The sequence below is a fragment of the Pseudomonas sp. MDT1-16 genome, assembly GCF_054898115.1.
In genome coordinates this window covers 3141141-3164922 of the sequence record NZ_CM142717.1, presented here as the reverse complement: position 1 = coordinate 3164922, position 23782 = coordinate 3141141, and the positions used below count along the sequence as shown (strand labels likewise).

The window sequence follows — 23782 nt, the reverse complement described above, 5'->3', positions numbered from 1 at the left end:
ATTCTTTTTTCTACCGCGTGGGAACTTGTCGGGTTCCGTCACTTACTCAAGCAAGAACCCGGCGATTTCGATCGACCGGCAACCGTGAATTCAACCTTTGAGAGCCCACTATGTCCGCCGAAAAATCCATCATCCTGGTAGTCGAAGACGACGACATCGTGCGTATGCTGATAGTCGATGTCCTTGAGGAGCTGGAATTCAAGGTGTTGGAGGCCGACGGGTGCGAGCAGGCGCTGGAGTTTCTCAACGACGAGGATCAATACATCGATCTGATGATGACCGACGTCGGGTTGCCGGTGATGGATGGCCGTGAACTGGCCACCCAGGCCCGAATGGTTCGCCCTAAATTGCTGATCCTGTTCGCCAGCGGCTATGCCGAGAGCATCGATGTGCCTGAAGGCATGCAGGTGATCGGCAAGCCGTTTTCCATTGATCAGCTGCGCGACAAGGTCAAAGGCATGCTTGCCTGAGACTGGTATCTTCGCTCCCCCGTTTTCTCCCCCCGGCCCTCTACCCGCACCAAGGAATACCCGTTCATGACTCAGCCCCACGCAACCAAAGTCCTGGTTATTGGTTACGTCTGGCCCGAGCCCCGCTCTTCTGCGGCCGGCGGGCACATGATGCAAATTCTCGAGACTTTTTTGCAGCAGGGCTGGGACATTACATTCAGTAGCCCGGCCGGCACCGGCGAACACCGGGCAGATCTCGGCACTTTGGGCATTCGCGAAGTCCCGATCGAATTGAACAACAGCCGTTTCGACACCTTTATCAGTGAACTGGCCCCGGATATCGTTCTGTTCGATCAGTTCATGATGGAAGAACAGTTCGGCTGGCGCGTTGAACAATACTGCCCCGCTGCCTTGCGCGTGCTTGAGACCTCCGATCTGCGAAGCCTGCGAGATGCCCGCCATCAACGCCTCAAGGAGCGTTTGAAGGCCAGCGACGACGCCAATGACTTCAATGAAGTGTTCGCCTCGGCGTTGCGTGAAGAGTTTGAGCACATGGCCGAGACCGATCTGGCCAAACGGGAAATCGCAGCGATTTATCGTTGCGACTTGAATCTGATGATCTCCGAAGTGGAGATCGAATTGCTGGTCGAACAATTCAAGCTGCCGCGTAATTTGCTGCACTGGTGTCCACTCATGGTCGATCTACCGAGCGTGCCGCCGGCGGCTTTTGAAGACCGGGCGCACTTTCTCAGTATCGGTAACTTTCGACATGCGCCGAACTGGGATGCGGTGCTCTGGATGAAAACCGCGATCTGGCCGCTGATCCGTGCGCAACTGCCCGACGCTCAGTTACACATTTACGGCGCGTACACACCGCCCAAGGCGACTGCATTGCACAATCCCGGCCAGGGGTTCCATGTCATGAATTGGGCGGAAGATGCGTTAGACGTCATGTCTGGCGCGCGGATTTGTCTGGCGCCTCTCCGTTTCGGTGCCGGTATCAAAGGCAAGATTGTCGACGCCATGTTGTGTGGCACACCCACGATCACAACGCCCATCGGCGCCGAAGCGATGCACGGCGAACATCTCTGGCCCGGCGCCGTGGCCCGGACAGCACAGGCGTTCGCCGATTGCGCGGTTCGGCTGTACAAGGATGAAGCACTTTGGACCGACGCCCAATCCTTGGGACAGACGTTGCTGGCCGATCGTTATCGACAGTCTGTACATGGCCCGGCATTGATTGAAAAGTTGCTGCACTGCCAACAACACTTGGCACACCTTAGAAGCGATAACTTTACCGGCAGCATGTTGCGTCATCACCACCACAAAAGTACGCAATACATGGCGCAATGGATTGAAGCTAAAAATCGAAACCCGCTATAGAACTGACTAGTCCGCTACTGCTGGAGCGCCACCAGCATGAAGGCGGTTTACGGGCGCAGATTGCATGAGACGGCATAAGCGAAAATCGTGGCAGGCTGGCACAGCAGTCGCCAAAAGAGGCATGATCCGATAGCGAAAACAAGAAAAGCGCCCTGACATGACTCGAACAGCCCGCGTGACAGACCCCTCTTACGAACTGATGGACGACCATAACGGGTTGTCCATCATCTATCGTCAGCACGGTTTTCCCTGCCCGTTGGTGCGCTGGCATTTTCACAAGGAATACGAGCTGCACCTGATCGTCGCCAGCGCCGGCAAAGTGTTCATCGGCGACTACATCGGCAACTTCTATCCTGAAACGCTGTTCCTCACCGGCCCCAACCTGCCCCACAACTGGATCAGCCAGGTGGCCGAAAACGAAGTGGTGCCCAAACGCGACATGTTGGTCAACTTTACGGACGAGTTGTTCGACAGCGGCCACTTGGTATTTGCCGAGCTCAAGACGCTGGCGCCGCTGTTGGAGCGCGCCCAGTACGGTATCGAGTTTCGCTGCAAGCGCACCATTCGCCAGGCCATGACGTTGATGCAACGTATTGCCGACACCAAAGGCGTGACCCGCCTCGGGCACTTTTTCATTTTGCTGGAGTTGCTGGCGGCCTCTGACGACTATCAGCTGCTGTCCGGGGCCACGACGCCGCAATTGGCCGACGAGCACAACATCGATCGCACCAATCGGGCGGTGGATTACATCTTCGCGCATTACGCCCGGGACCTGCCGCTGGAGGAAGTCGCCGAGCACCTTGGCATGAAGCCGACTTATTTCAGTCGAGTGTTCAAGCAAGCCACCGGCCGCTGTTTCATCGAGTTCGTCAATCGCCTGCGCATCAGTAAATCCTGTGAGCTGCTGGCCGATGGCGACAAACCGGTGACCGATGTGTGTTTCGAATCGGGCTTCAACAATATTTCCAACTTCAATCGGCGTTTTCAGCAGCTCAAGGGCATGACGCCGTCGCATTACCGGCGATTGGCCGTGCAGCGGCTGACTGAGCAGAACCTGGGTTAAACGCCTGAAAACCTATACGGATACCATAGGGTGCAACTGCTGAAAAGCCGTTCCCTGCACCTCTCCCTCCAAACATCAGTGCAAATTAGTATCGATCGAAGTGCGATGGATGATTTGTCACGTCATCAATAGAAGGCTGTAATCAGTGCACATTCTTCCCTCCGCAGGAAGACACAAAAACAATAACTGTCCTTCTGTAACCCGCGGGGTGCAGAAAAGGAGTGCACGATGCAACCTTCTGTAAAAGCTCTGCTTGCCCTCACCTGCATGACCCTTAGCAGCGTCAGCCTCGGCGCCCAAACCCTGACCATCGCCACCGTCAACAACAGCGACATGATCCGCATGCAAAAACTCTCGAAAACCTTCGAGACCGAGCATCCGGACATCAAGCTCAATTGGGTGGTGCTGGAAGAAAATGTCTTGCGCCAACGCCTGACCACTGACATCGCCACTCAGGGCGGACAGTTCGATGTGCTGACCATCGGCATGTACGAAGCCGCACTCTGGGGTGCCAAGGGTTGGCTGGAGCCGATGAAGGACTTGCCGGCCAGCTACGCCCTCGACGACGTGTTCCCGTCGGTGCGTGAAGGCCTGTCGGTCAAGGGTTCGCTGTATGCGTTGCCGTTCTACGCCGAAAGCTCCATCACCTATTACCGCACCGATCTGTTCAAGGATGCCGGGCTGACCATGCCCGAGCACCCGACCTGGACCCAGATCAGCGAATTCGCCAGCAAACTCACCCATAAGGATAAAGAACAGTACGGCATCTGCCTGCGCGGCAAGGCCGGCTGGGGCGAGAACATGGCGCTGATCACCACCGTCGCCAATGCCTATGGTGCGCGCTGGTTCGATGAGAAGTGGCAACCGGAATTCACCGGCCCCGAGTGGAAAAATGCGCTGAACTTTTATGTCAAGACCATGAAAGACTCCGGTCCACCCGGCGCCTCCAGCAACGGTTTCAACGAAAACCTGGCGCTGTTCAACAGTGGCAAATGCGCAATTTGGGTGGATGCCAGCGTCGCTGGCTCCTTCGTCACCGACAAGACCCAAAGCAAGGTCAGCGACCACGTCGGCTTCACCTACGCACCGCACGAAACCACCGACAAGGGCTCAGCCTGGTTGTATTCCTGGGCGCTGGCGATTCCGACCAGTTCCAAGGCCAAGGACGCCGCGAAAACCTTCAGCGCCTGGGCCACTTCCAAGGAGTATGGAGCGTTGGTTGCAGAGAAAGACGGCATTGCCAACGTACCACCAGGTACCCGCGCTTCGACGTACAGCGATGAGTACATGAAGGCTGCGCCGTTCGCCAAGGTGACCCTTGAGTCGCTGAAAGCTGCGGACCCGAGCAAACCGACCCTCAAACCCGTGCCCTACATCGGCATCCAGTTGGTGACCATTCCGGAGTTCCAGGCCGTGGGCACCCAGGTCGGCAAATTGTTCTCGGCAGCGCTGATCGGTCAGACCACGGTCGACCAGGCCCTGACCGCTGCCCAGCAAACCACCGAACGTGAAATGAAGCGCGCCGGTTATCCCAAGTAACCTTGAGCCCTTGTAGGAGCGAGGCTTGCCCGCGAAAGCGTTCTGTCAGTCGATAAAGATGGTGAATCTGACGGCCTCTTCGCGGGCAAGCCTCGCTCCTACAGTTGATCTTCATCTACCTGTTCTCAATCGGTTTTACACCATGAATATTTCAACTACCAACGCTCACATGGACATTCCCCAGCCGGTGCGTAAAAGCCGGTTGGCCAACCCCGGCTGGTTCCTGGTCAGCCCCTCGGTGGCGTTGTTGCTGCTGTGGATGATCGTGCCGCTGGGCATGACCGTTTACTTCTCGCTGATCCGCTACAACCTGCTTTACCCCGGTGAAAACCAGTTCGTCGGGCTGGAGAACTTCAGCTACTTCCTCAGCGACTCGGGGTTCCTGCCCGGCGCCACCAACACCTTGTTGCTGGTCGGCAGCGTGCTGTTGATCAGTGTGGTGTTCGGGGTGCTGATCAGTGCGCTGCTGGAGGCCAGTGAGTTTCTCGGTCGCGGCATCGTGCGGGTGATGCTGATCTCGCCGTTTTTCATCATGCCCACCGTCGGGGCGCTGATCTGGAAGAACCTGATTTTCCACCCGGTCTCGGGGATCCTCGCCTACGTCTGGAAACTGTTCGGCGCGCAGCCGGTGGACTGGCTGGCGCATTACCCGCTGCTGTCGATCATCATCATTGTCTCCTGGCAATGGCTGCCCTTTGCGATCCTGATCCTGATGACCGCCATGCAGTCGCTCGACCAGGAACAGAAGGAAGCCGCGCGCCTGGACGGTGCCGGCCCGATCGCGATTTTCTGGCACCTGACCCTGCCGCACCTGGCGCGGCCGATTGCGGTGGTGGTGATGATCGAAACCATCTTCCTGCTCTCGGTGTTCGCCGAAATCTTCACCACCACCAACGGTGGCCCCGGCTACGCCTCGACCAACCTGGCCTACCTGATCTACAACCAGGCGCTGGTGCAGTTCGACGTCGGCATGGCGTCCGCCGGCGGCTTGATCGCGGTGGTGATCGCCAACATCGCGGCCATCGTGCTGGTGCGGATGATCGGCAAAAACCTGACTGACAAAGCCTGAGGCCTGCGCCATGACCCTTCAACAATCCCGCCGTCTGCAAAGCCTGCTGCTCGGCACCCTGGCCTGGGCCATCGCGATCCTGATCTTCTTTCCGATCTTCTGGATGGTGATGACCAGTTTCAAAACCGAAATCGACGCGTTCGCCACGCCACCGCAGTTCATCTTCACCCCGACGCTGGAGAATTACCTGCACATCAACGAGCGCAGCGATTACTTCAGCTTCGCCTGGAACTCGGTGGTGATTTCCTTCAGCGCCACGGCCCTGTGCCTGCTGATCGCGGTGCCGGCGGCGTACTCGATGGCGTTCTACGAAACCCAGCGTACCAAAGGCACGCTGCTGTGGATGCTCTCCACCAAAATGCTGCCACCGGTGGGCGTGCTGATGCCGATCTACCTGCTGGCCAAGAGTTTGGGCCTGCTCGACACGCGCATCGCGCTGATCGTGATCTATACGCTGATCAACCTGCCGATCGTGGTCTGGATGATTTACACCTACTTCAAAGACATCCCCAAAGACATCCTCGAAGCCGCGCGCCTCGACGGCGCCACGCTGTGGCAGGAAATGCTCCGGGTGCTGTTGCCGATCGCCAAGGGTGGCCTGGCGTCCACGGTGCTGCTGTCGCTGATCCTGTGCTGGAACGAGGCGTTCTGGTCGCTGAATTTGACCTCGTCGAAAGCCGCGCCACTGACCGCGTTGATCGCCTCCTACTCAAGTCCCGAAGGTCTGTTCTGGGCCAAGTTGTCGGCGGTGTCGACGCTGGCCTGCGCGCCGATCCTGATCTTCGGCTGGATCAGCCAGAAACAATTGGTCCGCGGCCTGTCGTTCGGCGCCGTGAAATAAACGCCCCAACCCCTGTAGGAGCACGGCTTGCCGGCGAAGGCGATCTCCCGGACGCCTTCGCCGGCAAGTCGGATCGCCGCACCGCTGGCTCCTACAAAAAGCCCGTCCGGCTCAAATGAATAAAAACAAGCGGAGGCCCATCACCATGGCCAACCTGACAATCAAGAATCTGCAAAAAGGCTTCGAAGGCTTTTCCATCATCAAGGGCATCGACCTGGAGGTGAACGACAAAGAATTCGTGGTGTTCGTAGGCCCGTCGGGCTGCGGCAAATCCACGTTGCTGCGCCTGATCGCCGGCCTGGAAGAAGTCAGCGGCGGCACCATCGAGCTCGATGGGCGCGATATCACTGAAGTCAGCCCGGCCAAGCGCGACCTGGCGATGGTGTTTCAGACCTACGCCCTGTACCCGCACATGAGCGTGCGCAAAAACATGTCGTTTGCCCTCGACCTGGCCGGCGTACCGAAAGCCGAGGTTGAGAAGAAAGTCGGCGAAGCGGCGCGCATCCTCGAACTCGGGCCGATGCTGGAGCGCAAGCCGAAGCAACTCTCGGGCGGTCAACGTCAGCGAGTCGCCATCGGCCGCGCCATCGTGCGCAATCCGAAAATCTTCCTGTTCGACGAACCGCTGTCCAACCTTGACGCCGCCCTGCGGGTACAGATGCGTCTGGAACTGTTGCGCCTGCACAAGGAACTGCAAGCCACGATGATCTACGTGACCCACGACCAGGTCGAAGCCATGACCATGGCCGACAAGGTGGTCGTACTCAATGGCGGCAAAGTCGAACAAGTCGGCTCGCCGCTGGATTTGTATCACCAGCCCGCCAACCTGTTTGTCGCCGGGTTCCTTGGTACGCCGAAAATGGGCTTCCTCAAGGGCAACGTCACCCGCGTCGACAGCCAGAGCTGCGAAGTGCTGCTGGACGCCGGCACCCGCATCACGTTGCCGCTGAGCGGTGTCAACCTGAGCATCGGTGGCGCGGTCACCCTGGGCATTCGCCCAGAACACCTGAACCTCGCGCAAACCGGCGACTGCACCTTGCAGGTCACGGCGGACGTCAGCGAACGGCTGGGCAGCGACACCTTCTGCCACGTCGTGACCTCGTCCGACGAAGCCTTGACCATGCGCGTTCGCGGCGATCTGGCCAGCCGTTATGGCGAGACGCTGAGCCTGCACCTGGACGCCGAACACTGCCATTTATTCGATGCCGACGGCGTGGCGCTGACCCGCCCGTTGCGCGTTGCCGCCTGATTGTCGCGGCCTGATTTCAGAGAGCATGTGATGAAACTCAATAAACAGAACCTCAACCGCCTCGACCCTGAGGTAGCCCTGCCCGCCTACGCCCTGAGCGACACCCGCCAAGGCATCGCGCACATCGGCGTCGGCGGTTTCCACCGGGCGCATCAGGCGTATTACACCGATGCGTTGATGAATACCGGCGAAGGCCTGGACTGGGCCATCTGCGGTGTCGGCCTGCGCGCCGAAGACCGCCGCGCCCAAAGCGATCTCAAAGAACAGGATTACCTCTTCACCCTGTTCGAGCTGGGCGATACCGACGACACCGAAGTCCGGGTGATCGGCGCGATTCGCGACATGCTGCTGGCCGAAGACGGCGCGGCAGCGCTGATCGACAAACTCGCCAGCCCCGAGATCCGTATCGTTTCGCTGACCATCACCGAGGGCGGCTACTGCATCGACGACAGCAACGGCGAGTTCATGGCCCAGCTGCCGCAGATCCAGCACGACCTGGCACACCCGGACGCACCGAAAACCGTGTTCGGTTTTCTCTGCGCCGCGTTGGCCAAACGCCGAGCAGACGGCACGCCTGCGTTCACCTTGATGTCCTGCGATAACCTGCCGCACAACGGCGCAGTCACCCGTAAAGCGTTGCTTGCGTTTGCCGCCCTGCGCGATGCCGATCTGCGGGACTGGATCGCCAGCAATGTCAGTTTTCCGAACGCGATGGTCGACCGCATCACGCCGATGACCAGCACCGAACATCGCCTGCAACTGGCCGACAAACATGCGCTCGACGATGCCTGGCCGGTGGTCTGCGAACCCTTCGTGCAATGGGTGCTGGAAGACAAGTTCGTCAACGGCCGTCCGGCCTGGGAAAAGGTCGGCGTGCAGTTCACCGACGACGTCACGCCTTACGAAGAGATGAAGATCAAACTGCTTAACGGCAGTCACTTGGCACTCACTTATCTGGGTTTTTTGAAGGGTTACCGCTTCGTTCACGAAACCATGAACGACCCGCTGTTCGTGCGCTACATGCGTGCCTACATGGACCTGGACGTGACCCCACAACTGTCACCCATGCCGGGGATTGACCTGACCGAGTACAAGAACACCCTGGTGGCGCGTTTCTCCAATCAGGCGATTGCCGATCAGCTGGAGCGTGTGTGTTCGGACGGTTCGTCGAAGTTTCCGAAGTTCACCGTGCCGACGATCAATCGATTGATTGTTGATGGGCAGGAGACCAAACGTGCGGCCTTGGTGGTAGCGGCTTGGGCCCTGTATTTGAAGGGCGTGGACGAGAATGGCGATACCTACGCGATTCCTGATCCGCGCGCGGCGTTTTGTCAGGCGCTGGTGGCGGATGACGCGTTGATCACTCAGCGGATGCTGGAAGTCGAGGAGATCTTTGGCACGGCGATTCCTCATTCACCCGAGTTTGTGGCGGCGTTTGAGTGGTGCTGTAACAGCTTGCGGGATGTGGGTGTGACGCGGACGTTGGAAAAAATCCTCGCCGCTTGATCGTTCCCACGCTCTGCGTGGGAATGCAGCCCGGGACGCTCCGCGTCCCATTCAGAAACGGACGCAGAGCGTCCATTGGGGCATTCCCACGCAGAGCGTGGGAACGATCTGTGCGGGGCACACATGACAAACCAACAACTATTCCTCGGCATCGACTGCGGCACCCAAGGCACCAAAGCCATCGTCCTCGACGCCATCAGCGGTCAGGTGCTGGGCCAGGGTGCCGCCGCCCATACCTTGATCACCGGCGCCAACGGCCGCCGCGAGCAAGACACTTCCCAATGGCTGGAAGCCTTCGCGCTTGCCACGCGCCGTGCATTGCTCGCGGCGAAGGTCGACGGCCAGGACATCCTCGGCATCGGCGTCTCCGGCCAGCAACATGGGCTGGTGCTGCTCGACGACCAAGGCCAGGTGCTGCGTCCGGCCAAGCTTTGGTGTGACACCGAATCCACCCCGGAAAACGACCGTCTGCTTGCCCATCTGGGTGGCGAAAAAGGTTCGCTGGAACGCCTCGGCGTGGTCATCGCGCCGGGCTACACCGTGTCCAAACTGCTCTGGACCAAAGAACAGCACCCGCAGATTTTCGCTCGCATCGCGCGCACCCTGCTGCCCCATGACTACCTCAACTATTGGCTCACCGGCCGCAGTTGCAGTGAGTACGGCGACGCCTCGGGCACCGGGTATTTCAACGTACGCACCCGCCAGTGGGACTTGCAACTGCTGCGCGACATTGATTCCACCGGGCGTCTGCAAGCCGCGCTGCCAGAGTTGATCGATGCCCATCAAGCGCTCGGTACGATCCTGCCCAGCATCGCTGAACACCTGGGCATCAACCCGCAGGCGCTGGTCTCCAGCGGCGGTGGCGACAACATGATGGGCGCCATCGGCACGGGCAACATCAAACCCGGCGCAATCACCATGAGCCTCGGTTCTTCGGGGACGGTGTACGCCTATGCTGATCAACCGACCGTCAGTCCGGACGCTTCAGTCGCAACGTTCTGCTCCTCCAGTGGTGGCTGGCTGCCGCTGATCTGCACCATGAACCTGACCAATGCCACCGGTGTGATTCGCGAGTTGTTCGAGCTGGATATCGCGCCGTTCAACGCCCTCGTTGAGCAAGCGCCAATCGGTGCCGAAGGCGTGTGCATGATGCCGTTCCTCAACGGCGAGCGTGTCCCCGCCCTGCCCCATGCCACCGGTAGCTTACTGGGATTGACGATGACCAACCTGACCCAGGCCAACCTGTGCCGCGCTGTGGTGGAAGGCACCACCTTCGGGTTGCGTTATGGACTGGACCTGCTGCGCCAGAATGGCTTACAAAGCCTGCGCATCTGCCTGATTGGCGGCGGCTCGAAAAGCCCGGTGTGGCGGCAGATCGTCGCTGACATCATGAACACTCCGGTGATCTGCACCGAACAAAGCGAAGCCGCAGCCCTCGGCGCGGCGATTCAGGCGGCGTGGTGCACGTCCTGGGCAAACGGGCATGAACACAGCCTGGCGGATCTTTGCGAGCGTTGCGTGAAGCTCGATCCGGCCAGCGAAACCTTGCCGATCGCCGACAATGTGGCAGCCTGTCAGCAGGCCTACGAACGCTATCAACAGCATGTCGCAACCCTTTAAAGAGTGAATAACTATGTACCTGGTGTGTGGCGAAGCGCTGTTCGATTTCTTCAGTGAAGACGACGCCAGCGGCCTGGCTTCAAAGGTGAATTTCAAGGCGATTGCCGGTGGTTCGCCGTTCAACGTGGCGGTCGGTTTGCGCCGTTTGGGGGTGGAGGCTGCGCTGTTTGCCGGCCTGTCCACCGACTACCTCGGCCGGCGCTTGCAGCAGGTGTTGCAGGATGAAGGTGTGCGCCCGGATTACCTGGTGGATTTCGCTGCGCCTACGACCCTGGCGATGGTTGCCGTCGGTGCCAATGGTTCACCTCATTACAGCTTCCGGGGCGAAGGCTGCGCTGATCGTCAGCTAAAAACCGAGCATCTGCCGGAACTGGGACCTGACGTGCGCGGCCTGCACATTGGCTCGTTTTCGCTGGTTGTTCAGCCGATTGCTGACACGCTGCTGGCACTGGTACGCCGGGAAAGCGGCAAACGTTTGATCAGTCTTGATCCGAACGTACGGCTCAACCCTGAGCCGAATATCGACCTGTGGCGTTCGCGTGTTGCCACCTTGGTTGAGCTGGCTGACCTGATCAAAGTCAGCGATGAGGATTTGAGCCTGTTGTACCCCGAGCAGGATCCGCAACGGGTGATTGAAGGCTGGCTGCGGCATCGCTGTCAGTTGGTGTTTCTGACCCGTGGTGGCGAGGGGGCGACGGTGTTCAGCAAGGGCCATGGTTCGTGGTCGGTGTCGGCGTGTTCGGTGAAGATTGCCGATACCGTGGGGGCTGGCGATACGTTTCAGGCGGCGCTGATTACCTGGCTGACCGAGCAGCAGCTGGACTCGGTTGAGGGCGTGCAATCGCTCGGCCGCGAGCAGATCGACGGGATGCTGAAGTTTGCAGTGCAGGCCGCGGCGCTGACCTGCAGCAAGACCGGGCCGGATTTGCCGTATCGTCATCAGCTAATCTGACTGATCATTCCCCTCCCAGACAAGCCGGCTCCACAGGAGCCTGGCTTGTTCGTTGAGGTATAGCGTCAGACCGGCGCCTTCCACCCCATCATCCGCTGCTGAGCAACCTTCAGCAAATCGCACCCATCCTGCGTCAGCAGATAAAGCGCATGCGTAATGTGCGGAATGTCTTGAACATCACCGTTCCTGAAACACTGGCAATGGAGCGTTTCAAGTAACTGGCTGGAGGCTCGGATGCGCTGTAAAGCGGCTTCGAGTATGTCTTGGGGATCGGCCTCTGTATCGATGACCATTGGGTTTGAGTCGGTAACGCTGCTTTTGATTGAGCGATAGCGATCGGGAAACGGATTTAGCGTTGGCATAGTAATTACTCGAGTATTAATTAGTAATCGCCAGCGCCGTGACCAAACGATGGAGGCGGCTGTGTACAGGCTTGGTCAACCGCTAACACTCAAAACGGCTCGCCCGAAAGCGTCCTGCACACAGCCACCATTGCAACGCACTACGAGACGTAGAAGTCCGCAGCGCGAATGATGGCACATATATGTGCAGTGTTAATCAGGTGACCAAACCTGTTCGCTGATTTTGCAGCGACGCCAAACAGTAAACGCTGGTGGCTTGCCGGCGAAAGACGACAAAGCGCCCGAGCGTGTAGGACCGGGCCGAAGCTCCCTCAGTTTTTTTACCTGTATGAATTCTCTGTCAGAAACATCATCGCGACAGACGGCATTCAGCGGGGTTAACCATCGCTTAACCCCGCGGTCCAAACCTTTACTGGACCGCACGCCTTCAGACTCTTCTGACGCCCAGTGCGGCAGGTTCGGCGCCTCACACGCCGAGCTGACTTTACGCCTGCACCGGAGACCCTTCATGAACATGCACACTTTGCTGATGACCACCGCCCTCGCCTGCACCGCGTTCGCCGGCCTGGCTCAGGCCAATGACACTTCAACTTCCCAGGCCGTGCCCTATCACTATGGCATGCCGCTTCACGTGGGTAAGGTCGTTGCCATGACTGAACCGAATACGCTGGAGTGCAAAGTGATAACGGCGGAGATGAAGTACATCGACACCTCGGGCAAACCTGCAGAAATCACCTACCTGAAGTTTTCCGACGCTTGCAGTTATCAAAACTGACTGAAAGGTCTGATTCAACACGTTGCGGTATTCCTTTAAGGGGTTCTGGCGCTATGCTCTGCGCCTACCCCCACTGCCGCAAGGATTCGCCATGCAGTTATCGTTTCGTACCTTGTCGACCTTCACGTCCTTTCTGTGTTTTTTGCTGGCCCTGGTCTGGGGTTTGATACCAGACGGGTTGCTGTCAACCTGGAGCATCGAATACTCGTTGGCGGTGGGCGTAGTCGCGCGGCGCAGCGCGGTGCTGTTCGCGGCGTTGGGCGTGATGTTTTATCTGGTTCGAAACGAGCCGCCTTCGATTACCCGCCATGCGTTGAGCAATGGCTTCATGGTCGGCTGTTGGGGGTTGGCAGTACTGGGCTTCGGCGAATGGCTCAATGGCCATGCCGGTCCGGGCATATTGCTTGCAGTGGTGGTCGAGCTGGCGCTGGGCCTGGCGTTTTTCCAGGCCAAGCGCGTGTCGGTAGAACTCGAAACCGTGGGTTAAAGCGCTTTCCTGTCTGGATGCAGGGGCCGGGCATCGGCCTGACGCTGCATGTCAGAACGCAGTCCAGCAATCAGGTCATTGATTTCTCGACAACCATTTAGCTGTTTGGCATTTATTCCTGTCTTCATTAGATCGAGGTGATCGGTTTCACGATCGGAATACACCTTAACGGTCATCGACAGGTCCGGCGACAGCGTGCATTGACAACGTTTCGGCAGAAAACTGCTTTCAATGATATTGCGAAGTTCCAAGGCAGAAAGAAACATGGCGACCCTCTCCTTAATGTGAGACTGCCAATCAACTATCGACACTGACTCAATGAAATCCCCGGTCAGCTCAAGACCAACTACAGCATAAAACATGCCCAGGATTTCGCCCTGCAGCTCATCGGTAAATCAAAGATTTAGCGAAACCACCGCTAAATGGCCTCATGCAGTCTGCAAGAAAGGCCGGTTGTGCCCCTGCAATTTGCACACATCTCTGAGTTTGCATTCGCAGCTGACGGCAGTAAGAATGCGGCCAGACATTCAGTATCCGCCGCCCCCACACACACGCAAGGAGGCACGATGGGTTCGTTGACCTTAATCACTACCGTTGGGCTGATTGTTGCTGAACTATCGACCCGATGAGCACGCTGCTGGCCTGCCCGGAGGGCACGAGCAAAAAGAACTTCGTGCCCGTGGTCGGCGACGGGTTCATGCTCCGCTACAACAGCAAACTGCCGATCGTGCTCTACGTGCCTAAAGACGTCGAAGTCCGCTACCCGATAGGGTCGGCGTCGAGCAAGGTCGAGAAAGCATCCAGGAATAACTCGCCACAGGAGCACTATTTTGATTACCTGCCACGTCAAATATGTGATCGACCCGTATCAACTCAGTGAATTCGAAGCCTACGCCAAGGCCTGGCTCGGCATCGTCGAGCGGTTGGGCGGTACGCACCACGGGTACTTCCTGCCTTCGGAGGGCGCGAGCAATATCGCCTACTGCCTGTTCAGTTTTCCTTCGCTGGCGGACTACGAAAGCTACCGGCATATCGCGATGACTGACGCCGAAAGCACCGCGCTCGTGGCTTCGCTGGTCGATAAACAGTTTATCGTCAGTTATGAGCGGACCTTCCTGCGCCCACTGCTGGCCTGACATCCCTTATACCGGGGCGCCGCTCAATGCGGCGCGTTCGGCCACATGCCGCAAACTATCAAAATTGATGTTCGCCCCCGAGTCGATGGCGACCAGGGTCTGACCTCGGCTACCGGTTTGCGCCACATATTTTTTGATTCCGGCCACGGCCAATGCACCAGAAGGTTCGGTGATCGAGCGGGTATCGTCGTAGATGTTCTTGATGGCGGCGCAGAGTTCATCGTTGCTCACTGTGATCACTTCATCGACGCAGAACCGGCAGACTTCGTAGCCATAAGCGCCGATCTTCGCCACTGCCACGCCATCGGCGAAGTTTCCTACACTGGGCAGGACAACTCGCTCACCTGCCTGTAATGCGGCGTACAGACAGGCGGAATGTTCTGACTCGACGCCGATGATGCGGACTTCAGGTCGCAGGTATTTGACGTACGCCGCAATGCCAGCGATCAGGCCACCACCCCCCACTGGGACGAAGATCGCGTCCAGCGGACCTTGATGCTGACGCAGGATTTCCATGGCGACGGTGCCCTGCCCGGCGATCACGTCCGGGTCATCGAAGGGCGAGACAAAGGTGCGACCGGTTTGCCGCGCCAGGCTCAGTGCATGTTCCAGCGCAAACTGAAAACTCTCGCCATACAGCACCGCGTCGGCGCCCCGACTGCGCACACCGAGCACCTTCAACTCCGGCGTCGTGCATGGCATCACAATCGTTGCGGCGATCCCCAATTCACGCGCCGCCAGCGCCACGCCCTGGGCATGATTGCCTGCCGAAGCCGTGATCACGCCGCGAGCCTTTTGCTCATCGCTCAGTTGCACCAGTTTGTTGTAGGCACCGCGAATCTTGAAGGAAAAGGTCGGCTGCAAGTCTTCGCGCTTGAGCAAGATCTGATTGCCGAGGGCCTCGGACAGCGCCGGTGCCATTTGCAGCGGCGTACGCACCGCAAGTTCATACACTGGCGCGGCAAGGATCTTTTTCACGTATTGCTCAAGCAAGGCCTGCTGGGCGGGGATGCTGCTCATGGTGGTCTCCTGACTTTGATCGGAGCCCAAGAGACAGAAAGTAAAAACCCGCCTCTAGGGCGGGTTGGGTGCTGCAATCGTGAGCTAGCCCGCCAAATAAGGAATGGCGGTAATAATGCTTGGCTGGCAGCGCAATACGGTGGAAGTCATGGCTGGAAATTAGCCGGGCGCTGATGGCAAGTCAATGGCCAATTTTCCTCGGCCGCTGTAGGCTGACGATTCTGCTCATCGTCCCAAGGAAGGAAACCATGAAGTCTGTCGCCCTGCCCCTCATTGCCCTTATTGCCTTCGCGGGTTACACCGTTTCGGTGATGCTCCAGGCCGAGCAGTCGTTAATCGATTTCGGCATCAGCCTGATGTTGCGACCTGATACTGCGCAGGTGGTGATTGATTTGTACCTGCTGGCGACATTAGCCGGCGTGTGGATGTACAAGGATGCACGCAAGCGCGGGCAGTCAGCGTTGTCGGTGATGCCCTACTGGCTGATCACGGCGATTTTTGTGTCCGTTGGGCCGTTGTTGTACCTCGTCGTCCGTGGCTTGCAGGATCGGAGAAAGGCCGTCACTTTGCCAACCGCCTGAGCCCGAGCACCATCACTCCAGCTCCAATCATCATCGCGGTCAGAAACAGCGGATATGAAACCCACCACGGCACGCCCGCCGTCATCATGCTGAACTCGGACATGCCGCCAATACTTGCAATCAGGTTCAGCGGCAGAAACACCACATTGATCAACGTCAGTTTGCGCAGCAGGTTGTTCATGCTGTTGTTCATCAGGTTGCCCCGGGCGTCGATGAGGCCAGAGAACACCGTGGAGTAAATTTCCGCCTGTTTGTAGCACTGGTTGTTTTCGATGATCAGGTCGTCGATCAGCCCAATGGCTTCGGCGCTGAAATGTTCCTTTGCGGCGTGATTGCGCAACCGGGTCAGGACTGCGCCGTTGCTGTGAATCGCGTTGATGTAATAGATCAGGCTTTCGCTGAGGTTGAACATCTGGATCAGGTGCTGGTTCTGCATCGACGCGTTGAACTTCTGCTGCAATTCCCGGGCAACCAGCTTGATCACCTTCAGGTGGCCCAAATAGTGATGGATGTTGTTGAACAGCAGGTCGAGCAACACATCCAGCGGCGTGTTCAGAGGCTGGCGCATGCCGAGGCCACTGAGCGGCGAGTCGTCGGTGGCGATCACCAGCAAACGATGCTCGGAAAACAGCAAACCGCAGGACGACACTTCGAAGGCCAGGCTGCCGTCACCGGAATAGTTTTCCGGGCGTTTCCAGATCAGGAACAGGTTGTCGGGGTGAAACTCGATGCGTGACACCTCGTCGGGGTCCAGGGCCGAGGCCAGGGCGTGTTCATCGACTTTGAAATGGCTGTGCAGCAAGTCCCGCTCGGCCGCATCGGGGTTATTGAACAGCATCACTTCGGCGTCCAGCCGTTCGACCGCTTTCAGGGCGCCGTGAATCAGTTGAAAGCTCTTGATCATCCGCCGCTCACCACGCCTGGCCGCGGCGCTTGAGTTCCAGGCGACGAACGAACTCTTCCAACACCAGCGAATACAGATCGTCCTGCAAGTAAGCGTCTTCGATGCCGGCGTCCATGTTCGGGTTGTCGTTGACCTCGATCACCACCACTTTGTCGCCGGACTGCTTGAGATCGACACCGTAGAGGCCATCGCCGATCAGGTTCGCAGTCTTCACCGCCAGTTCCACCACCGCCCGCGGGGCTTCGTGAACGGCCAGGGTGCGGCATTCGCCGTTGATGTCCTGGCCCTTGGCCTTGTGGTTGTAGATCTGCCAATGGCCCTTGGACATAAAGTACTGGCAGGCAAAGATCGGTTTTCGGTTGAGTACGCCGATGCGCCAGTCGTATTCGGTGTAGAAGAACTCCTGGGCCAGCAACAGCACGGAATGTTCAAACAGTTCGGCCGTGGCTTCGAGCAAGGCTTGCTGGCTTTCGACCTTGATCACACCCCGAGAAAAACAGCCGTCGGGAATCTTCAGTACCAACGGGAAACCGAGGCGCTCGCCCACCCGCTCAAAGTCTTCCGGTCGCTCTTTGTAGAGAATCTCGGTGGCGGGCATGCCCAGTTGATGGCTCTTGAGCAGATCGGTCAGGTACACCTTGTTGGTGCAACGCAGAATCGACGCCGGGTCGTCCATCACCACCAGCCCTTCGCTCTCGGCTTTCTTGGCAAAGCGGTAGGTATGGTTGTCGACGCTTGTCGTCTCGCGGATCAGCAGCCCGTCGTATTCGGCGATACGCGCGTAGTCCTTGCGCTCAATCAGCTCGACGTCGATGCCCAACGTCTTGCCAACCCTGACGAAGTTGTCCAGCGCCTTGGCATTCGACGGCGGCAACGCTTCCTGGGGATCGTGGAGGATTGCCAAGTCATAACGGGCCAAACGCCGGGAACGCGGCACGCGCCAGATCTTGCGGCTGAAACTGTCGAGTGAGTTGGCGAACTGGTCTTCCTGATCTTCGCGCAACTTATGTAAGGCACCGGACTTTATGCCTTCGATGTGCCAACCATTCGTTCGACGAAACTCAACTAACAATATCGGACACGGAAAGACTTCGAACAACTGTCGCGCCAGATCCTGCAACGGCTCGATATTAGTTTTGCCAAAGTACAGTGTCAGGGTAAAGCCTTCGGTATCACTGTAAAGATGATGACTGAGGGCTTTTTCCAGGGTTTTATCCAGATCATCCAGGGCCAGGCCGTACAAGGATTTTCGAGTCAGTTCGCTGATGGTACGCACCGACGGAATCACCTTGTGCCCACGGGCTTCGGCCAGCAGCGAACAGTAGTAACCGTGCCCCAGGTACTTGTAGCTGCGGCACAGATTAATCACCTGGACCCGTTTGCCCTGCTCATTGGCGCGGGTTTGTTCGAGGTACTCCTGGGCGCTGACGATGTCTTCACTGGGGAAGTAGGAGGTCCAGTCTTCCTTGCGTTCGACGATGATAATCAATTGGCTGGAAGTTCTAACTCCATCATTTAAATACGTTGCTGCCGGCAAAGTTTGCTCGGATACTTCGCGCCAATGACCTTGTACCGCTGACATAGTGATTGATCCGTTGGAGAACAAGACCTTTCCTATTAAGCACGAACTTTTTAGAAAGTCGCGTTTCGTTACGCAACTTTTACGGTGGTCATATGAATCTGGTTTTTCGCTTGGCGGTCGTTGAAGACTTGCCCGCATTGCTGGAACTTGAACAGCAATGCTTCACCACGGATCGGCTCAACAGCCGCAGTTTTTTATGGATGATCACTCGAGCGCACGGGCAATTGCTGGTAGCCCAGCGTGGCGAGCATCTGGTGGGTTACGCGGTCGTGCTGTTTCACCGCGGCACCTCGTTGGCTCGGCTTTATTCAATTGCAATCGCGACCGAGGCGCGCGGCAGCGGGCTGGGCAGGCGATTGCTCGAACGCATCGAGGCCAGCGCCCTCGAGCACGACTGCGCCTACCTGCGGCTGGAAGTGCGCATCGACAATCCAGCGGCGATTGCCCTGTATGAGCGCAATGGTTACCGACGCTTTGCACTGATTCACGACTATTACCAGGACCATGCCGACGCGCTGCGGCTGGAAAAGCGCATCCTTGAGCATCGCGACTCACGCAATATCAAGGTGCCTTATTACCCGCAGACCACCGATTTCACCTGTGGCCCGGCCTGCCTGCTGATGGCTATGGGTGCACTGCAACAGGATCGAGTGCTGGAGCGCCGCGAAGAGTTGCAGATCTGGCGCGAGGCGACCACCGTGTTCATGACCTCCGGTCACGGTGGCTGCAGCCCTCAAGGCCTTGCATTGGCGGCATCACGACGGGGGTTTCGGGTGGGCCTGCAACTGAGCATGGCCGGGCCGTTGTTTCTCGATGGCGTGCGCGATGAGCATAAAAAAGACGTAATGCGTCTGGTGCACGAGGAGTTTACGCAGCAGTTGCAAGCCACTAACGTCGAACGGGTGATTGGGGGGCCACTGGATCTGCGCCGGCTGCTGGACACTGGCGGCCAGCCGTTGGTGCTGATCAGCTGTTATAGACTCACCCGCTCGAAGTCACCACATTGGGTGATCGTCACCGATTGCGATGAAGAGTTCGTGTACCTGCACGACCCGGATGTCGACCACAGCCAGCATCGTCAGCCCATGGACTGCCAGCATTTGCCGGTCAGTCATGGGGAGTTCGACAAGATGTGCAGCTTCGGCCGGGGCAAGCTTCGGGCTGCGGTCATCCTCTATGCCCGATCATGAGTTTCACAATCCCTGTAGCAGCTGGCGAAGCCTGCGTCCGGCTGCGAAGCGGCCGTAAATCAGCCAGCGCGGGTATTGAGCTGTACCGAGTTGACAGAATTGACGCCTCGGCTTGGGCGAGTCCATCCAATTACAGGGTATGGGTTTATTTGAGGCCGATCTTGTACAGTGCCCCGTCGTCTTCATCGGTCAACACATACAAATACCCGTCCGGCCCTTGCCGCACATCGCGAATGCGCTTGTTGAGTTCGCCGAGCAAACGCTCTTCGTGCACCACTTTGTCGCCGTCAAACTGCAAGCGGATCAACTCCTGACTCACCAGCGCGCCGATAAACACGTTGTGCTGCCAGGCCTTGAAGCGGTCAGCATCGTAGAACACCATGCCGCTGAGGCCGGGGGACTTTTCCCAGACATGGTGCGGTGCAACGGCGCCTTCGGCGGATTTGCCCTTGGCTTCCGGAATCGGCTGGCCGGAATAGTTGATACCGTGGGTTGCCATCGGCCAGCCGTAGTTCTTGCCACGCTCGATGATATTGATTTCGTCGCCACCCAGGGGACCGTGCTCGTTTTCCCAGAGGGTGCCGGTCCAGGGATTGAGCGCCGCGCCTTGCGGATTGCGCTGGCCGTAGGACCAGATTTCCGGGCGTACGCCGGCCTGACCGACAAAGGGGTTGTCATCTGGCACCTTGCCGTCCGGATAAATCCGCACGATCTTGCCTTGCAGCTTGTCGAGGTCCTGAGCAGTCGGCCGGTCGTTGTTCTCGCCAAGGGTGATGAACAGATAGCCGTCGCGGTCGAACACCAGGCGCGAACCAAAGTGGTTACCGACCGAAAGCTTGGGCTCCTGGCGAAAGATCACTTTGAAATCCTTGATGGCCGTCAGGTCGTCAGACAAACGTCCGCGACCGACCGCCGTCCCGGCCTTGTCGCCCTCACCGCCACCTTCGGCATAAGACAGATAGACCGTGCGGTCTTGCTTGAAGTCAGGCGACAACACCACATCCAGCAGACCGCCCTGGCCCTTGGCCCAGACCTTTGGTACGCCACTGAGAGGAGTGGAAAGTTTACCGTCGGCGCTGACCACCCGCAGGTTGCCGGGCCGTTCGGTCACCAGCATCCCTTGACGATCGGGCAGAAACGCCAAGGCCCAGGGATGTTCGAGCCCCTTGGTAATCGGCGTCACCTCAAGGGTGCCCTGTTCGCTTTTAAAATTCTGGGTCGGCGCCGCGAAAACGGGTGCCGTGGCGGTGATCAGTGCGCTGGCACACAGCGTGGCCAGAAAGGTCTTACGCAACATGCACGATTCCTTTTGTCGTTCGAATGGCTTGAAAGAACGCTGTCCTGTTGTTCAACGGTTGCTGGTGTCTGCGTCTCGATGAGGTGGATTGGGGATGAATGTCGGTGGGGTGGCGGGAGGCGGCCGGTCTTGGGGATATCGGTTGCCGACGCCACCATTGTCAAGCGTCGGGGGGCGTGGCACAGGCACTGTGTTCGGCCCACGGTTGGCCGGCGCGCTGGGTTGCGTGCCTTGCATGCTGTTGGGATTGGCCCGGCGGATCGGGCTGTTGTAAGGATTGCTGGTGTTGCCCGTCGGGCTCTGGGCCAACAGCAATGAAGAAGGTGGCGCTGCGGTGTCAGCCTGGGCCACATTGCTCAGCACGCCACTCAACGCCAACGCGGTGCAGCCGAGCACAAATCTGTTCATGGGGAGCCTCTCGACATCAGCGTGGATAGGGTCTTCGCTAGCACGCTACGCCCGAGGCTCGGATTTGTTAACTAAAACCTCCTTCACAAGATGTAACACGAGTTGACCCCACCGCCAATCCGCCCCCAGGACCGGGCCGCCACCCGCTGAAACTTTTGCACAGCGTCACCGGTCACCTGAACATCACTCGCGAGAAGACGACAATGGCACGGGCAATCTGGAAAGGCGCAATCAGTTTCGGTCTGGTGCATATCCCTGTCGCGCTGGTCTCGGCGACGTCTTCTCAAGGGGTGGATTTCGACTGGCTCGACAGCCGCAGCATGGATCCGGTGGGCTATAAGCGCGTCAACAAGGTCACCGGCAAGGAAGTCACCAAGGAACACATCGTTAAAGGTGTGCAGTACGAAAAGGGTCGGTATGTGGTCCTCAGCGAAGAGGAAATCAAGTCGGCGCACCCACTGTCCACTCAGACCATCGACATCTTTTCCTTTGTCGACAGCGAACAGATCCCACTGCAAAACATCGATACGCCGTATTACCTGGCGCCGGATAAACGCGGTGGCAAGGTGTATGCGTTGTTGCGCGAAACCCTCAGCAAAACCAATAAGGTCGCCCTCGCCCACGTGGTCTTGCATACCCGCCAGCATCTGGCGGCGCTGATGCCACTGGAGTCGGCGATGGTGCTGGTGATGCTGCGCTGGCCTGCCGAAGTGCGAAGTCTGGATACGCTAGAGTTGGGCAGTGAAGTCACCAAGCCCGAACTGGCCAAGGGCGAACTGGACATGGCCAAACGACTGGTTGAAGACATGAGCGCCGACTGGAAGCCAGAGGATTATCGCGACAGTTTTGAAGACAAGATCATGGCGCTGGTTGAGAGGAAGGCTAATGAAGGCAAGATCGAGGATGTGGAAACGGCGACGGGCGAAGAGGAGCGTAAAACTGCGGATGTTATTGATTTGACCGAGCTGCTTAAACGCAGCCTCGGTGGCAAGAGTGCGGGCAAAACCCCGAGTAAGCCGGCAGCCAAAGCAACAACAGCGAAGAAGGCTACCAAACGGTCTAGCGGTTGATTGAAGAGTTGCGGTGAGTTTTATGGCCTCTTCGCGGGCAAGCCATGCTCCTACGGGTTTTGTGTTGTTCACAACAAACGCTGTTGATCACACGCCCCCTGTAGGAGCATGGCTTGCCAGCGAAGGCGTCTTCAGATCAGAACGATAATCGCCAACAGGCCACCGAAAATCGCCCACTTCTCCAGGTAATAGAGCTTGCGGTTGCGCTTCTTCAGCGCCTTGCCGCGCAGGCGAATCTTGTAGATTTTGGCAAACAATCGGTTGATACCGCCAGTCTTGTCACCCACATCGTTAGGCGCGCCTGCCGCCGACATCACGTTTCGGCTGAACCAGCCATTGAACACCGCCGCCCAGCGATACTTCATCGGACGCTCAACGTCACAGAACAGAATAATGCGGTTCTGCTGGGTGGCGTTTTCGGCGTAATGAATGAAGGTCTCGTCGAACATGACCGCTTCACCGTCGCGCCAGTGGTAGTTCTCGCCATCGACGTTGATGTAGCAACCGGCATCGTTCGGTGTTTCCAGGCCCAGGTGATAACGGTAGGAACCGGCATAAGGATCGCGGTGACGGACCAGTTTCGAACCCGGTGGCAACTCGGCGAACATCGCGGCTTTGATCGAGCCGATGCTTTGCACCAGTTCGGTGGTACGCGGGCAGAGTTTCAGGGCCGAAGGATGGCTGTCGCCGTACCACTTCAGGTAGAAACGTTTCCAGCCAGTCTTGAAGAACGAGTTGAAGCCGACGTCGTCGTATTGATTCGAGCGCTTGATCTCTCCGGCCTTGAGCAGGTCCTGGCCCTCGGCGCGAATTTCTTCCCAATGGTCCTGCAGCGGACTCAAATCAGGGAAGTCGGCCGGGTTGAGATAAGGCTTGTTGGGGATTTTCGAGAACAGATAAAGGAAGCAGTTGATCGGCGCCAGAAACGTTGAGTGGTCGCTCAGTTGGCGGCCCAGCTTGTGGCGCACGCGTCCGCGCAAGTGGACGTACGCAATGGATACGACGTAAATAGCGGCAATGATCAGTTTCACAGAATTCGTCACACGTCAGAACGTCCCTTGCCGACCCATCGGCCCAAGGGCCTGCATTCTAGCCACAGTTTGTAACCAATAGTTAACCTTCAACGGTAAAAATCTGTCCGCTGATGCTGCCAAAGCGGCCGTGCGGCCCTAACACCCTATCGTTTAAAGAGCCAGACCAGTACAATCGCCGCCAAACATTACGCGCCCCCCTTGGTTGATGACGGGAATGAACCCCGTCTCAGCGCACGTCGACTCGGGCCAAGCGCTCCATATGCTG

23 protein-coding genes and 2 pseudogenes are annotated in these 23782 nt (G+C 58.2%); 17 read left to right on the top strand and 8 right to left on the bottom strand.

Annotation, left to right across the window (positions count from 1 at the left end):
* Positions 1-110: 110 nt before the first annotated feature.
* The 10 genes from ACYZT3_RS14425 (at position 111) to ACYZT3_RS14380 (ending at position 11671) form a co-directional block, all read left to right on the top strand.
* The gene (locus ACYZT3_RS14425) at positions 111-470 is read left to right on the top strand and encodes a response regulator (RefSeq protein ID WP_282377925.1); all 360 of its coding nucleotides are present in this window, start codon (positions 111-113) and stop codon (positions 468-470) included.
* A 66-nt stretch (positions 471-536) separates the two neighbouring features.
* Positions 537-1832: a glycosyltransferase gene (locus ACYZT3_RS14420; protein ID WP_282377923.1), complete on the top strand. Its 1296-nt coding sequence runs from the start codon at positions 537-539 to the stop codon at positions 1830-1832.
* A gap of 157 nt (positions 1833-1989) precedes the next feature.
* Positions 1990-2895 (top strand): AraC family transcriptional regulator, encoded by a 906-nt coding sequence (locus ACYZT3_RS14415; protein ID WP_462030144.1) that lies wholly within the window; start codon positions 1990-1992, stop codon positions 2893-2895.
* Positions 2896-3123: 228 nt separating this feature from the next.
* Positions 3124-4434: an ABC transporter substrate-binding protein gene (locus tag ACYZT3_RS14410; RefSeq protein ID WP_462030143.1), complete on the top strand. Its 1311-nt coding sequence runs from the start codon at positions 3124-3126 to the stop codon at positions 4432-4434.
* Between the two features lie 169 nt (positions 4435-4603).
* Positions 4604-5503, top strand: a complete 900-nt coding sequence (locus tag ACYZT3_RS14405; RefSeq protein WP_282383457.1) for a carbohydrate ABC transporter permease — start codon at positions 4604-4606, stop codon at positions 5501-5503.
* 10 nt (positions 5504-5513) lie between these two features.
* A complete protein-coding gene (locus ACYZT3_RS14400; protein WP_462030142.1) occupies positions 5514-6344 on the top strand; it encodes a carbohydrate ABC transporter permease in 831 nt (276 codons plus the stop codon).
* A 145-nt stretch (positions 6345-6489) separates the two neighbouring features.
* Positions 6490-7593: an ABC transporter ATP-binding protein gene (locus ACYZT3_RS14395; RefSeq protein WP_462030141.1), complete on the top strand. Its 1104-nt coding sequence runs from the start codon at positions 6490-6492 to the stop codon at positions 7591-7593.
* A 30-nt stretch (positions 7594-7623) separates the two neighbouring features.
* Complete coding sequence (locus ACYZT3_RS14390; protein WP_462030140.1) at positions 7624-9099, top strand: mannitol dehydrogenase family protein; 1476 nt, start codon at positions 7624-7626, stop codon at positions 9097-9099.
* A gap of 123 nt (positions 9100-9222) precedes the next feature.
* A complete protein-coding gene (xylB, locus tag ACYZT3_RS14385) occupies positions 9223-10719 on the top strand; it encodes a xylulokinase (RefSeq protein ID WP_462030139.1) in 1497 nt (498 codons plus the stop codon).
* Between the two features lie 13 nt (positions 10720-10732).
* A complete protein-coding gene (locus tag ACYZT3_RS14380) occupies positions 10733-11671 on the top strand; it encodes a carbohydrate kinase family protein (protein ID WP_282379342.1) in 939 nt (312 codons plus the stop codon).
* Positions 11672-11736: 65 nt separating this feature from the next.
* Here ACYZT3_RS14380 and ACYZT3_RS14375 read toward each other — a convergent pair whose 3' ends face one another.
* Positions 11737-12033 carry a hypothetical protein gene (locus ACYZT3_RS14375; RefSeq protein ID WP_282379343.1) on the bottom strand — a complete coding sequence of 99 codons (297 nt, stop codon included), beginning with the start codon at positions 12031-12033 and terminating at the stop codon, positions 11737-11739.
* Positions 12034-12541: 508 nt separating this feature from the next.
* On the opposite strand from ACYZT3_RS14375, the gene ACYZT3_RS14370 reads away from it, so the two are divergent.
* Positions 12542-12808: a DUF2790 domain-containing protein gene (locus ACYZT3_RS14370; protein ID WP_282379344.1), complete on the top strand. Its 267-nt coding sequence runs from the start codon at positions 12542-12544 to the stop codon at positions 12806-12808.
* 91 nt (positions 12809-12899) lie between these two features.
* Positions 12900-13295 (top strand): hypothetical protein, encoded by a 396-nt coding sequence (locus ACYZT3_RS14365; RefSeq protein WP_282379345.1) that lies wholly within the window; start codon positions 12900-12902, stop codon positions 13293-13295.
* Here the strand turns inward: ACYZT3_RS14365 and ACYZT3_RS14360 are convergent.
* A complete protein-coding gene (locus tag ACYZT3_RS14360) occupies positions 13292-13561 on the bottom strand; it encodes a DUF1652 domain-containing protein (protein ID WP_282379346.1) in 270 nt (89 codons plus the stop codon). The genes ACYZT3_RS14365 and ACYZT3_RS14360 overlap by 4 nt on opposite strands.
* A 350-nt stretch (positions 13562-13911) precedes the next feature.
* Here ACYZT3_RS14360 and ACYZT3_RS14355 point away from each other — a divergent pair.
* Positions 13912-14094, top strand: a pseudogene (locus tag ACYZT3_RS14355) (ecotin family protein); the annotation flags it as partial.
* A gap of 31 nt (positions 14095-14125) precedes the next feature.
* Positions 14126-14431 (top strand): NIPSNAP family protein, encoded by a 306-nt coding sequence (locus ACYZT3_RS14350; RefSeq protein ID WP_282379347.1) that lies wholly within the window; start codon positions 14126-14128, stop codon positions 14429-14431.
* A gap of 24 nt (positions 14432-14455) precedes the next feature.
* Here ACYZT3_RS14350 and ilvA read toward each other — a convergent pair.
* Positions 14456-15451: pseudogene (ilvA, locus tag ACYZT3_RS14345) on the bottom strand (threonine ammonia-lyase, biosynthetic); the annotation flags it as partial.
* 248 nt (positions 15452-15699) lie between these two features.
* On the opposite strand from ilvA, the gene ACYZT3_RS14340 reads away from it, so the two are divergent.
* Positions 15700-16032, top strand: coding sequence for a DUF2834 domain-containing protein (locus ACYZT3_RS14340; protein WP_282379349.1), 333 nt, complete (start codon positions 15700-15702; stop codon positions 16030-16032).
* Here the strand turns inward: ACYZT3_RS14340 and ACYZT3_RS14335 are convergent.
* Both ACYZT3_RS14335 and ACYZT3_RS14330 read right to left on the bottom strand, forming a co-directional pair.
* Positions 16013-16936, bottom strand: a complete 924-nt coding sequence (locus tag ACYZT3_RS14335; RefSeq protein ID WP_462030138.1) for a magnesium transporter CorA family protein — start codon at positions 16934-16936, stop codon at positions 16013-16015. The genes ACYZT3_RS14340 and ACYZT3_RS14335 overlap by 20 nt on opposite strands.
* A 7-nt stretch (positions 16937-16943) precedes the next feature.
* Positions 16944-18518, bottom strand: coding sequence for a RimK family protein (locus ACYZT3_RS14330; protein WP_462030137.1), 1575 nt, complete (start codon positions 18516-18518; stop codon positions 16944-16946).
* Positions 18519-18610: 92 nt separating this feature from the next.
* Here ACYZT3_RS14330 and rimI point away from each other — a divergent pair, with 92 nt between their 5' ends.
* Positions 18611-19708 carry a ribosomal protein S18-alanine N-acetyltransferase gene (gene rimI / locus ACYZT3_RS14325; protein ID WP_282379352.1) on the top strand — a complete coding sequence of 366 codons (1098 nt, stop codon included), beginning with the start codon at positions 18611-18613 and terminating at the stop codon, positions 19706-19708.
* A 145-nt stretch (positions 19709-19853) separates the two neighbouring features.
* On the opposite strand, the gene ACYZT3_RS14320 is transcribed toward rimI, so the two are convergent.
* Both ACYZT3_RS14320 and ACYZT3_RS14315 read right to left on the bottom strand, forming a co-directional pair.
* Complete coding sequence (locus tag ACYZT3_RS14320; RefSeq protein WP_462030136.1) at positions 19854-21005, bottom strand: PQQ-dependent sugar dehydrogenase; 1152 nt, start codon at positions 21003-21005, stop codon at positions 19854-19856.
* Between the two features lie 51 nt (positions 21006-21056).
* Positions 21057-21413 (bottom strand): hypothetical protein, encoded by a 357-nt coding sequence (locus tag ACYZT3_RS14315; RefSeq protein ID WP_282379357.1) that lies wholly within the window; start codon positions 21411-21413, stop codon positions 21057-21059.
* Positions 21414-21616: 203 nt separating this feature from the next.
* Here ACYZT3_RS14315 and ku point away from each other — a divergent pair, with 203 nt between their 5' ends.
* Entirely contained in the window at positions 21617-22483 is an 867-nt protein-coding gene (gene ku / locus ACYZT3_RS14310) for a non-homologous end joining protein Ku (protein WP_462030135.1), read from the top strand.
* 131 nt (positions 22484-22614) lie between these two features.
* Here ku and lpxO read toward each other — a convergent pair whose 3' ends face one another.
* Positions 22615-23514 (bottom strand): lipid A hydroxylase LpxO, encoded by a 900-nt coding sequence (lpxO, locus tag ACYZT3_RS14305; RefSeq protein WP_282379362.1) that lies wholly within the window; start codon positions 23512-23514, stop codon positions 22615-22617.
* Between the last annotated feature and the right edge of the window lie 268 nt (positions 23515-23782).